General features: G+C 50.1%; 12 protein-coding genes. 8 read left to right on the forward strand and 4 right to left on the reverse strand.

From position 1 onward, the window contains the following. Positions 1-31 precede the first annotated feature (31 nt). The gene (gene lptD / locus LZP69_RS01450) at positions 32-2,350 is read right to left on the reverse strand and encodes an LPS assembly protein LptD (protein WP_234198378.1); all 2,319 of its coding nucleotides are present in this window, start codon (positions 2,348-2,350) and stop codon (positions 32-34) included. Positions 2,351-2,519: 169 nt separating this feature from the next. Between lptD and LZP69_RS01455 the strand changes: the two genes are divergently transcribed. From LZP69_RS01455 to LZP69_RS01475, 5 genes are all read left to right on the forward strand, one after another. After that, a complete protein-coding gene (locus LZP69_RS01455) occupies positions 2,520-3,524 on the forward strand; it encodes an aminoglycoside phosphotransferase family protein (RefSeq protein ID WP_234198382.1) in 1,005 nt (334 codons plus the stop codon). Beyond that, entirely contained in the window at positions 3,521-4,213 is a 693-nt protein-coding gene (gene murU / locus LZP69_RS01460) for an N-acetylmuramate alpha-1-phosphate uridylyltransferase MurU (protein ID WP_234198383.1), read from the forward strand. Before LZP69_RS01455 ends, murU begins: the two co-directional genes overlap by 4 nt. Before the next feature lie 20 nt (positions 4,214-4,233). Next, positions 4,234-5,013, forward strand: coding sequence for a co-chaperone DjlA (gene djlA / locus LZP69_RS01465; protein WP_234198404.1), 780 nt, complete (start codon positions 4,234-4,236; stop codon positions 5,011-5,013). A 72-nt stretch (positions 5,014-5,085) separates the two neighbouring features. Then, the gene (locus tag LZP69_RS01470; RefSeq protein WP_326490244.1) at positions 5,086-5,721 is read left to right on the forward strand and encodes an outer membrane beta-barrel protein; all 636 of its coding nucleotides are present in this window, start codon (positions 5,086-5,088) and stop codon (positions 5,719-5,721) included. A 22-nt stretch (positions 5,722-5,743) separates the two neighbouring features. Further along, a complete protein-coding gene (locus tag LZP69_RS01475; protein WP_234198405.1) occupies positions 5,744-6,697 on the forward strand; it encodes a D-2-hydroxyacid dehydrogenase in 954 nt (317 codons plus the stop codon). 159 nt (positions 6,698-6,856) lie between these two features. On the opposite strand, the gene purT is transcribed toward LZP69_RS01475, so the two are convergent. Next, entirely contained in the window at positions 6,857-8,032 is a 1,176-nt protein-coding gene (gene purT, locus LZP69_RS01480) for a formate-dependent phosphoribosylglycinamide formyltransferase (protein WP_234198406.1), read from the reverse strand. A 245-nt stretch (positions 8,033-8,277) separates the two neighbouring features. On the opposite strand from purT, the gene LZP69_RS01485 reads away from it, so the two are divergent. Further along, complete coding sequence (locus LZP69_RS01485; RefSeq protein WP_234198407.1) at positions 8,278-8,697, forward strand: DUF3302 domain-containing protein; 420 nt, start codon at positions 8,278-8,280, stop codon at positions 8,695-8,697. After that, entirely contained in the window at positions 8,698-9,834 is a 1,137-nt protein-coding gene (locus tag LZP69_RS01490; RefSeq protein ID WP_234198408.1) for an HlyD family secretion protein, read from the forward strand. It begins immediately after the preceding gene. Between the two features lie 89 nt (positions 9,835-9,923). Here the strand turns inward: LZP69_RS01490 and LZP69_RS01495 are convergent, their stop codons facing one another. Then, the gene (locus tag LZP69_RS01495; RefSeq protein ID WP_234198409.1) at positions 9,924-10,460 is read right to left on the reverse strand and encodes a DUF4136 domain-containing protein; all 537 of its coding nucleotides are present in this window, start codon (positions 10,458-10,460) and stop codon (positions 9,924-9,926) included. A 189-nt stretch (positions 10,461-10,649) separates the two neighbouring features. Here LZP69_RS01495 and LZP69_RS01500 point away from each other — a divergent pair, with 189 nt between their 5' ends. Continuing rightward, on the forward strand, positions 10,650-10,931 hold the full coding sequence (locus LZP69_RS01500) for a DUF1289 domain-containing protein (RefSeq protein ID WP_234198410.1): 282 nt from the start codon (positions 10,650-10,652) through the stop codon (positions 10,929-10,931). On the opposite strand, the gene LZP69_RS01505 is transcribed toward LZP69_RS01500, so the two are convergent. Next, a complete protein-coding gene (locus tag LZP69_RS01505; RefSeq protein WP_234198411.1) occupies positions 10,928-12,214 on the reverse strand; it encodes an ATP-binding protein in 1,287 nt (428 codons plus the stop codon). The genes LZP69_RS01500 and LZP69_RS01505 overlap by 4 nt on opposite strands. Positions 12,215-12,297 lie beyond the last annotated feature (83 nt).

Raw genomic sequence — 12,297 nt, forward strand, 5'->3', positions numbered from 1 at the left:
TTAAATATGGCATTAGCCCTTAGCCTTGTTATTAGTTTCTTAAATACAAAGGTTTACGATAATTAAATAGGCCGTCGTTCAGCATGTCTGTCACACCTAATGGCCCTGAGCCACCTAAGCCTTTAATCACGAAGTTAAGATAGTAGCCACTCTCAAACAGCTCTCTATCGTTAAAGGAGGGATCGAGATCGTCTTCGTAATTGGTCTTGATGTGGTAATGATAACTGAAGCGTACCGCCCAGCAACAAGATTCGTATTGAAATCCTGTGTAAGTCTCGACGCTGCGGCTCTCGTTGAGATCATAATACCAGTTGCCTACGATATACCAGTTGTCACTGATAGGCCATGCCGTTCTTAGACCTGTCTGTGCGACGTTGACCGCCTGGTTAGTGTTACTGTTGATCAAATCCGGCACATAACGATAGCTCAGTTGCAGTAGTTTATTGGCTTCTGGCCTGAAGTCTAGGGTGACCTCACTCTTCTTGTTGTCATGATTTTTGGTATCGTACTGAATCGCGCCGCTCATGAACCAGTCGTTATAGACCTTAGTATTTAACTCTGCGGCGAGCACAGAGTTAGAGGTGTTATCCTGCTGCAGGATCTGATTGGGCTGCGAGGGGTCGGTCAGACTGACGCGGCTGTCCTCAATATAAAAGATCTGCCCGATACTGAACTTAAAGTTTTCTAGGTTATGCTCGTCAAAGAGGCGGGTGGTTAAACCTAGGGTCACCTGATTGGCATCGGCGATGCGATCTAAACCTGAGAAGCGGCGATCGCGAAACAGGCCATAATAGTCATCCTGCAGCCTGGCGGTATCATAGATGCCGATCCTTGATTGCTCCTCATACCCGACGTAGAGATATTGGAACTGCGGCTCTAAGGTCTGGCGATAGTTTTCGTTAAAGTAGTCGGTATAGCGCTCAAAGTTGATCTGCCCGTGAATACGTACCTGAGGGATAGTGCGATTAACCGCCTCATCGAGATCATTGGCAACTAGGCTATTATCAATATCCTGCCAGTAGTTGGTCTGCATCAGCTTGAGTTCGCTGGTTAATGAACCCGTTGGACCGTGAATAGGCAAGGTGAGCGTGGGTTCAATATGTACGCGTTTGGCGCTGGCATAGTCATCGTCTTTATGACGGAAGTTAGTGGCTTCGCCGAGCAGGGTAAAATCTAAACCCTGCCAGAAGGAAAGTGCGCGATAGTTAAAACCGACCTGAGGCATGACCTGGTAGGGCGACTCATCTTCACCCAAGACCTTGATATCCTGCACCCGGGTAGTGATGTCCCAATTTCTTTCGAAATAGGCCATTTCCCCGATGCGGGAGATCTGGTTGTCGGTTGCGCGCAGCACATCGGATTTCAGGTCGTTGAAATAGTTGTTGTCAGAGACATCTGTGTAGTTTGCCAGTACGCGCCAGTTTTGATTTAGCGCCCCCTGATGATACCAATGATACAGATAGCGATCGTCATTATTGGGCATCAGTTGGTCATTGCTCAGGTATTCGCCGTTGAGCTGGCCGTGCTGTGCTTCTCCTGCCAGATAACGAAACTCCCCCTTGGTATAGAGGCCGCGCTCTGACATATAGTGTGGTGTCAGAGTTAGATCGTATTCGGGCGCAATATTCCAATAATAGGGGGTGGCAACTTCAATACCATTCGTGGTGCTGGTACTAAACATAGGAAAGAGGAAGCCGGTTTTACGCTTGTCTGAAATCGGCACTGTCATATAGGGCAGATAAAAAACGGGGACGCCGGCGACTCTGAGCTTGGCGTTCCATAGCTCGCCCCACTCCTCTTCGCTGTCAATCTCGATCTTTTCCGCTTCCAGCAGCCAGGAGGAATCACCGGGAGGACAAGTGGTAAAACTTGTGTTGTTCAGATGCAGATTATTGTCTGAGGTGATCTCCAGCTTTTGTGCCTCGCCATGGATCTGCTGTCCATGCAGCCAATACTGAGCCAAATTTAACTCGGCGCTGTTATTTTTCATCTGTGCACTGAGGGAATCGGCGGTCACAGTAAACATGCTGTCCTGAAAAACCAGATTTCCCTGGGCATCGAGCCGCTGGTTGGCTTGATCCATAGTCGCCGTGTCGGCCGAGATCAAGCGGCCGCCCTGACTGAAGGTGACATCGCCACTGAAGCTGGCTTTGTCTCCCATCTTGGCTTCTGAACGATCTGAGGTGATGACTATCTGTTGCTGATTTAGATCTGTTTCGTTTTCAATTAAATTGGGAAGCGGCACAGGAGGGAGCACCTGGCATTGGGAAGCCATGTCGTCTGTGTCCGATTCGTCTGCCCAGACTAGGTGCGGAAGCAGGACTAAAGCCAAAAAGTAACGGATATGCATCTTTTATCGTTTTAATAATTTCTTAGTCTAGACAAGTTATCGATGAGAATAGTTGCATACACCCGGGTAAGCAACACTTACAGGGTGACTTAGCTATGATGTAAAATCATCTTAATTGCTGTTTCTATTTTGCTTTATAATAAAGCAATTTTCATTCAAGAGCCATGAGGTGCCCTTGTCAGATCTCAGATTTATTGCCCTTCAGAACTGGATAGCGCGAACTTTAACCAAGGATGCACAGATAGTGCTCATCTCGGGTGATGCCAGTTTCAGACGTTACTTTCGCGTGACCCATCAAGAGCATCATTATATCGCCATGGACTCACCACAGGATCTGGTGCCAGTGGCGCCTTTTATTGCCCTGGCACAGGAGTATGCCCGCCACAGCTTACTGGCGCCGCAAGTGATAGCCAAGGAGTCAGAGCTGGGCTTTTTGCTGCTCAGCGATCTCGGTGATACCCAATTATTGAGTAAGCTTAATCAGGAAAATGTCAGTCACTATTACCAGCAGGCCCTGGGTCTCTTAAGTAAGGTGGCCACAATTACCCAAGCGGATGGTTCGCCTTTACCCCTGTATGATGGGGCTTTCGTGCGCCGGGAACTGGCCATTTTTAGTGAGTGGCTTATCGGGCATCATCTTGGACTTGCATTGACCGAGCAGGAGCAGACGCTGATAACGTCGGCCTTTGAGCTGTTAGTGGATAATGCCCTCGAGCAGCCGAGAGTCGGCATGCACCGTGATTTTCACAGCCGTAATCTGATGCTTTGTGATGGCCAAATGGCGGTGATCGACTTTCAGGATGCGGTTATCGGCCCCATTACCTACGATGCTGTCTCTTTACTTCGAGATTGCTATATTCGCTGGCCAGATACCCTGGTCGACTCCCTGATGCAGAGTCACTATCGACAGATGCAGGCCGCTGGCTTATTGAGCTCGCAGATCTCACTCGAGCAGTATCGGCGCTGGTTCGACTTAATGGGAATTCAGCGTCATATCAAGGCTGCGGGAATTTTTTGCCGCTTAAATTATCGCGATGGTAAAACCGGTTATATGAAAGATATTCCATTGACGCTGCAATATATTGTCGATGTGGCGGGGGCTTACCCAGAATTAAGGGCGTTTGCACACTGGTTGACTCAGAAGGTGATTCCCTTAATGGAGCAACGCCGATGAAGGCGATGATATTAGCCGCCGGGCGCGGCGAGCGTTTACGGCCATTAACCGACACTGTGCCTAAACCTCTGGCGGAAGTGGCGGGTAAGCCTTTGATTGTTTACCACATAGAGGCTTTGGCGGCGCTAGGGATCAAGCAGATAGTGATTAATCACGCCTGGCTTGGCCATAAGATAGAGCAGAGCTTAGGTGATGGCAGCCGTTGGGGAGTTGAGCTGTTATACAGTGCTGAAACACTGGCGCTCGAAACCGCAGGTGGGATCAAAAAAGCTTTGCCTTTATTGGGTTATGATCCTTTTCTGGTGATTAATGGCGATCTGTTTATTGATAATTTGCCCACAATCCAGGGGCAATCTCTCTGTGTGGCAGAGATAGAGAGACTGCTAGACAAGAAACAGGCCTATCTCTGGCTGGTGGATAATCCGCCTCAGCACCCGGACGGAGACTTTGCCCTCAAGGGGAATAGTGTCAGTCCTGATGGCGAAGCCAGGCTGACCTTCTCCGGTATCGCCATCTATCGCCCTGAGCTGTTTGCCGATGCGCCGGATGGACGCTCCGCCCTCGCGCCTTTACTGAGACAGAAGATGCAGGATGGTTTAGTGGCGGGAGAGCATTTTCAGTCATACTGGTGTGATGTGGGCACCTTGGACAGATTAACGACACTGAATCAGCGCATGGCAAACAAATAACAGATTAAACAAGGTATTGCATGAGAATTTGGGGTAAGTTTTTTGGATTCGCCATCGGCTTTATGTTCGGGCGTATCATAGGCGGCATCATAGGGCTCTGGCTGGGGCATCTCTATGACAAGAAGCGTGATGAATTGAGCGCCGTGATCGGCAAGGGCAGCGATCGCCAGTCGCTGTTTTTCAATACCACCTTCGCTGTGATGGGTCATGTAGCCAAGGCATCGGGGCAAGTGACTGCAGATGATATCCGCATGGCCAGTGCCTTAATGGATCAGCTGCAGCTCAAGGGTCAGGCCAGACGCGATGCTCAAGATGCCTTTACCCAAGGCAAGGCGAGTGATTTCGATCTTACCGCCTGTTTACGCACCTTCAGGCTGATCTCTATGGGGCGTCGGGAGTTGCTGCAGATGTTTCTGGAGATCCAGATCCAAACTGCGCTGTCGGATGCCAAACTGGACGCTCAAGAACATGCCATCTTAAGTACTATCGCCAAGGAGCTGGGTTACAGCCAAGCGCAGCTCGATGAGCTGTTAAAGCGTTGGCAGGGGGAGTTTAATTTCCATCGTGGTGGCCAGAATCAGCAGACCTCGGTGGAGGATGCCTACAAGGTGCTTGGCGTCAGTGATAGTGACTCAGATCAGCAGATCAAACGCGCCTATCGTAAGTTAATGAATGAGCATCACCCCGATAAACTGGTCGCCAAGGGGTTGCCGGCTGAGATGATGGAGCTGGCCAAACGTAAAGCCCAGGATATTCAGCGGGCCTATGAAAGGGTTAAGCAAGATCGCGCCATGAAGTAATGAGTTAACAGCTAAATGCTTAACCCATGATTTTAGGCTAGTGTTCGCAACAAAGCGTAAAGGAAGATAAGCATGAAATATCGACAGCCCTGCTTTGCCGCCAGCTTAATGGCTCTGGTTTATTTCCCTGGGGCAGAGGCAAAGTCGCAGCCCGATTGGTTTATCGCCCCCTATGTGGGTTCCAGTTTCGCCGCCACTGAGATGAATGCTACGGACAGTGGCTCATCGACTGAGACGAAAGTCAAAGTGGCCGACACTATGAATGTCGGGTTGATCTTGGGTGTTAAGACTCGGGACCCTGGCGATATCTACCTCCTCTATAGTCACCAGGCCAGCGAGTTGCGACGTGGGGATTTTTTCAGTCCAGCCAAATTGACTGACCTGGATCTTGATTACCTGCATGTCGGCGGTTCACTCTATTTTCCCAAGGGCGATCTTCGCCCCTATGTGACAGCGAGCATAGGCTTGACTCAGATGCGCCCAGAGGGAAATTACGCGAGTGAGACCCGTTTCTCCATGGGTTTTGGGCTCGGAGCCGAGTATCTGCTCAGCGACAATTTTGCCTTGTTTGCCGATGCCAGAGGTTACGCTACCTTTTTAAGCAGTGGTAAAACCTTGTTTTGTAATGCTAACCAGTGCGCCTGGTATATCGAATCAGATATCATGTGGCAGGGGCAGGTCAACGCTGGAATTAAGTTCAGTTTTTAATGTGAGCCTTGGGGGCGTAAAGATGAAAATCGTGGTACTGGATGGATATACGCTTAATCCGGGGGATCTGGATTGGCAGGAGTTTGCCGCACTTGGCCAGTTCACTTGTTTCGATAGAACGACATCAGAGCAGCTGCTGGAGCGAGCACAGGATGCCGAAATCTTATTAACCAATAAGACAGTGATTAACGCCGAGGCGCTCTTGCAGCTGCCTAAACTCAGTTATATAGGTGTGCTGGCAACGGGCACTAATGTGGTGGATATTGAGGCAGCGAGGGAAAGGGGGATAGCGGTGACCAACGTGCCCGGCTATGGCCCGGATGCGGTCGCCCAGATGGTGTTTGCCCATATACTGCACCATACCCAGGCGGTGGCGGCCCACCATCAGGCGGTGGCATCGGGGCAGTGGAGCCAGTGCACCGATTTCTGTTTTACCCTAAATCCACTGCAATCCCTTAAAGGTAAGGTATTAGGCCTGGTCGGCTTTGGCGATATCGGCCAGAAGGTGGCTAAGATTGCCCGCGCATTTGATATGCAGGTGCTGATCAATACCCATAGCACTAAAACCGATCTGCCCGAGGGGGTGAGCTGGTGTGAACTGGACAACCTCTATCGTCAGGCGGATATCATCTCCCTTCATTGTCCTTTAACCGATAAAACCGACGAGATGATCAACGCTGCCACCCTAGCCAAGATGAAACCCAATGCGCTACTGATCAATACGGCCCGCGGTGGTTTGATTAATGAAGCGGATCTCGCCAATGCCCTAAATCATGGCGTTATCGCCGCTGCGGGAGTGGACGTGCTCTCAAGCGAGCCACCAAGGGCAGACAACCTCTTGCTAAGTGCTAAAAATATCAGTATCAGCCCTCACAACGCCTGGGCGACACTGGAAGCAAGGGAAAATCTGATGAATATTGCGCTGAAAAACTTAACCTCTTTTATGGCTGGCGAGAAACTCAACCGTATCTGTTAGGTGAGTGAAGCGATGGGTTAAACAGAGATTTGAATAAAAAGAGATTTGAATAAAAAAGGCGCATTTAGCGCCTTTTCTGTCCTATTTTAGGAGGAGACATCACAGCCGATTGCTTTTAGGGCTATTGCTTTTAATGCTGGGAGTATGGGGGAGATGCCGTTAGCAGATCACTTCTACCTTACTGGCGACATTGAGCGCCTTATCGATCGCCTGCTTGATCGATTCGCCTCTGGCAAGTCCCACCCCTAAACGTCGACGGCCGTTGATCTCAGGTTTTGCAAACAGGCGCAGCTGAGTGTCGGGCTCAGTCAAAGCCTGCGCCATCCCCTGATAGCGAATATTTTGTGAGTTGCCTTCTGCTAAGATCACCGCAGAGGCACTAAAGCCATGCTGGTGGATGTTAGCAATAGGCAGACCTAAGATAGCCCGTACATGCAGGGCAAACTCCGATAGATCTTGGCTGATTAAGGTCACTAAACCTGTGTCGTGTGGGCGAGGCGAGACCTCGGAGAAATAGACCTCATCGCCTTTAATAAAGAGCTCGACCCCAAATAAGCCATAGCCGCCCAGGGCTTCGACTATCTTGCGGCCAATCTCTTGGGATTTGGTCAGGACAGTGTCTGACATCTGCTGGGGTTGCCAGGATTCCCGGTAATCGCCATCTTCCTGTCTGTGGCCTATCGGGGCGCAGAAATGGATGCCGTTAACCGCGCTGATGGTCAGCAAGGTTATCTCGTAATCGAAGGGCACAAAGCCTTCGACTATCACCCGGCCACCGCCGGCGCGGCCCCCCTCCTGGGCGTATTGCCAGGCGCTAACTATCTGCGATGCATCGCGGATCACGCTCTGACCCTTGCCCGACGAACTCATGACAGGCTTAACCACACAGGGAATACCAATCTCGCTAACCGCCTGTTCAAACTCCGCCTGGGTATCACAGAAGAAATAGGGGGAAGTGGGCAGGCCTAAGGTTTCGGCGGCGAGTCTGCGTATGCCTTCTCTGTCCATTGTCAGTTGAGTCGCCTTGGCTGTGGGGATGACATTCACCCCTTCGCTCTCCAGCTCTACTAAGGTTTGAGTGGCAATGGCCTCGATTTCCGGGATCACCAGATGAGGCTGCTCCGCTTCTATGATACTGCGCAGTGCCTGGCCATCGAGCATGTTCACCACGTGAAATCGATGAGCAATCTGCATTGCCGGTGCGTTGGGATAGCGATCGACGCCAATCACCTCGACACCCATGCGTTGTAACTCGATGGCTATCTCTTTACCAAGCTCGCCGCAGCCGAGCAGCATGGCGCGAGTGGCGCCTTTAGAATGGGGTGTGCCTATCATGTGTGGGTACCTGTTAATTATTGGTTTTTTACTATTATGTTAACTATCTTACTTTTATTGAGTTCCCCTTGAGGTACTTTCCCTCAACAAGCGTGTTTTTGAACCGCAAAATGCTTGCAGGAAGGGACAAGATAGTTATAACTTGGGATGACAGTTAATCAGAATAATACACTGAGTTCATTTAATTTCATTGTTAAAAATGCTGAGCCTGCCGATTTAAGACTGTGGACTTTAAGGAGAGAGTCGTGTTTCTAGATTACTTTGCGTTAGGTATCCTTGCATTCATGGTTATTTTCCTCTTCTACGGCATTATCGTTATCCACGATATTCCCTATGAGATAGCCAAGAAGCGTAACCATCCCCAGCAGGATGCATTGCATGTTGCCGGCTGGGTGAGCCTGTTTACCCTGCACGCCCTCTGGCCCTTTTTGTGGATCTGGGCCACCTTGTACCGGGAGGACAGGGGCTGGGGCTTTAAAAATGTGGTTGAACGTGAGCTGGTACTGGAAGATGAGGTCAAGCTGCTGCGAAAGCAGCTAGATGAGCTGAATGCCAAAGTGCAGGCGATGGAAGGAAAAGCACCAGCGACCGAGGCGAGCAAAGTCGTAGCATCGCCAGACAGGTCAAAAGACAGTTCAAAAGATAGCTCAGACAAGGAGTCGTAAATGGATCTGTTACTTATTTTAACCTACACGGCTATCTGTATTGCGATCTTTAAGATCTTCAAGATTCCCCTCAATAAATGGTCCATTCCCACTGCAATTCTCGGCGGGGTGATACTTATCGGCACGCTTGTGCTGCTGATGAACTATAACCATCCCTACAGCGCCTTCGCTAAAGCTGTCTTTGTTTCTGTGCCTATCAACCCTGCGGTGCGCGGCGTGGTGAAAGAGGTCAATGTTACCCCAAATGTTCCGATCAAGAAGGGGGATGTGCTCTTCACTATCGAACCTAAGCCGTTCGAGGCGATTGTGATGCAAAAGCGCGCGGCATTAACAGCTGCTGAGCAGGAAGTGCCTCAGCTTGAGGCTGCCTGGAAAACCGCCACCGCCAGTGTCGAGCGTGCCACTGCCGATCGTGACAGGACGAGGTCTGCCTATCAGCGTTATGAAAAGGGACGCAAACAGGCGGGCGCCAATTCGCCATTTACCGAACTTGAGCTGGATAATCGGCGTCAGCTCTATATCGCCTCACAGGCACAATTGGTCGCGGCAGAGGCCGAAGAGCTGCGGGTAAGGCTGGCTTATGAGTCCAATGTTGATGGGGTCAATACTAAGGTAGCTGGACTGCGGGCCGAGCTGGATAAGGCCGAGTTTGATCTGGAGCAGACTGTAGTGATTGCTCCATCCGATGGCATGGTGACTCAGATGGCGCTGCGCCCTGGCATCATAGCCGTGCCTATGCCGCTGCGCTCTGTGATCAGCTTTATCCCAGATGAGGAACGTTACTTTGCCGGAGCATTTTTGCAAAATGCGCTGCTGCGTTTAAAGGTGGGCGATGAGGCCGAAGTGATTTTAGATGGCGCGCCTGGTCAGGTGTTTAAGGGCAAGGTGGCCAAAGTGTTACCTGCCATGGCCGAGGGCGAAGTGCAATCGACCGGCAGTCTTATTCCCTCGAGTATGCTGATGCAGCCCGGGCGTGTGGTGGTGCTGATCAAGGTTGAAGAAGATGCGGTAATGAAAAGCTTTCCTGTGGGCGCCGCAGGGCAGATAGCTATCTATACTGAGCATTTTCATCATGTTGCTGTGATGCGCAAGGTGCTGCTGAGAATGCAGGGCTGGTTAAATTATCTCTATCATTAGGCTGGTTTTTAGCTTGTCTGTATAGCAAAAGCCCTGAATGAGAACAGGGCTTTTTGTTTCGCAATGACTTATAGTATACCGCTGATGGCCTAAGGCTCTGGAGGGAAATTGGCGAGAATCTTTTTCACTGTTTCTTGCGTATCTTCCGCCTTGTCTTCGCCGCCCTCATCAAATTCAAACTTATCTGTGCCACGCCATATTAATTTATTGCTGCTGATATCGATGATATCAATCTGTATGGTTTCTATTTTTGTTGAGCTGCTGCCCAGTGGTACACCTACGCTGGTGCCTACACCTACGCCACCGGATTTACCCCAGGAGCCCCCGCCTAGCCCAATAGACATGCCTGAACTTTTTGGTTTTTCTTGCACGCCTATGGCGTAGGTCGCGGCAAATTGCGGCGCCTCGGCGGATTTGACATAGCCCTTCTCCATCAGGGCGGCGTCGATAGCCGTTTCAATGCGCCCGCCACTTAAAGGATCGGCCACAGATTGTGGCGTTTGGATCTGATACTGCTTAAGTTGGCTAAAATCATAGTTAAGATCATAGTCCTGATTAGACTTGGATGAGCAGGCCGTGATGCCAAGGCAAAGCAATAGGAGTAGCAGGGGGGATTTGAGGTTCATAATCGGTTCCTGTTTAGCTTATTTAATAACCATTTTTATCTATTTGTTTATTTATGCAAGATTTTTTATAGCGCCACCTCTGAATAAAGTTTAGCCAGATAATGCAAAATCGGTTATGTTTTCTTCTCTGCCCCTTTCCCCGCCTGTGATTAACAGGAGAGTTGACCACTTAGTTGCTATCTTATAATTATGGAACAATTAGAGTTTTTTGAGATCCCCAGCCCCTGCATAGGTGTATGTCAAACCGATGCTAGGGGTTATTGTATGGGGTGTCTGCGCAGCAGAGAGGAGCGCTTTAATTGGCTGCATTTCAGCGATGCGCAGAAATATGATGTGATCCGTTTATGTAAGCAGCGTAAGCGTCGGCGTCAGCTCGCGCTCTTGAAGGCGCGCCATACTGAGGCGATGCAAGCGCGTGCAGCGGCTATGCCGACGCTCAATTTTGATTTAGATGACGAGCAGGAGGATTAGTTTTCATTTTGTCTTGCCAGCGGCCAGTGGAGGCTAAATTGAGTGAGCCCAAGCTGACTGCTCAGTGTGACTGAACCTGAGTGACGCTCCATGATCCGCTCAATGATTGCCAGCCCTAATCCATGGCCTTTAGCACTGTTTTGTTCGGTTTGGCTGCGATAGAAAGGTTTGAAAATCTGCTGCTGTTCCTCTTTGCTGATCCCCGGCCCATCGTCAATCACAGATAAAGTCGCCATCGTTTCATCTTGGATTACCTCGACTCTGATAGCCTCTTTGGCGAAACGCTGGGCATTGATAACCAGATTTTGTAGCGCCCTTTCTATCAGGGCGGGATCGCCTATGATCTCGACCCTCTCAGCCTTAGGCAAAAATTGGATAGGGGTTGAGTTCAGTACCTGTAAACGGCCGATAGTTTGCGCTGTTAATTGAATTAATTCACAGGGCCCCATCGCGATGGTTTTTCGCTGAGACTCCAGGCTGGCATAGGTCAGCAACTCTTCAAGCAGGTCTTCCATCTCCTGCACATCTTGTTTCATCTCATCGAGGAACTGCTCCCGGCGCTGCACATCTGTCTCTGGCCGACAATATTGCGGTAGCAGTGCGATTGCGAACTTGAGTCTTGCCAGTGGGGTTCTTATCTCGTGAGATACGGCGCTTGAGAGGTATTTCTGATTTTCTATCAGGGCGCGAATATGCCTGGCCATCTCATTAAAGGTACGTGCCAGCGGCTGGACCTGAGAGCGGGGCGGGAGCGAGATCTGGGTATCCCACTTGGCTTGTCCAAACTCAGCGGTTGCGCGCTTTAACCGCTTTAAGTCGCGCGAGAGTGGCCAGACCCAGATATAGACCACAAGCGCAAGTGAGGCATAGAACAAGAGGGTGAGCGAGGTCCTTAAATTGCTTTTTGGATCTATCTCTACAGGTCCCATCATCAAGATATGCTGGTCATCCACCTTAATAAAATAGCGCTCACTGTCTTTGCTGTTGACGGTGACCAGCACGCTCTCCGATGAAAGTCGATCGCGATTAGCGAGCGCAACTTTATTACTGTTAAGTAGTCGCATCCGGTAATCGAGGGTTTGATTAATTTTAGCTAAATAGTCTCGCCGCTCATCTTCTGGTAGCAGAGCGAATAACTTTGCGAGGGCGATCAGTGGAGCATTGACCGGATCCTGCTGCTCACTGTTATCTATGCTGGTGTGCCAGAGATTATCCAGCGCCCAGCCTATGGAGAGTACACTCAGGCAGAGCAGCAGATAAAGGCTGATAAAGAGTCGTTTCACTTAGCCATCCATTTCATCATAGCCCCCTCATTTAATAGGCTTTTAAATGGATAAAGCCCATTAAATCTGTGCATATTTGTGGC

Source organism: Shewanella sp. AS1 (assembly GCF_021412565.1).
Classification (GTDB): Bacteria; Pseudomonadota; Gammaproteobacteria; order Enterobacterales; family Shewanellaceae; genus Shewanella.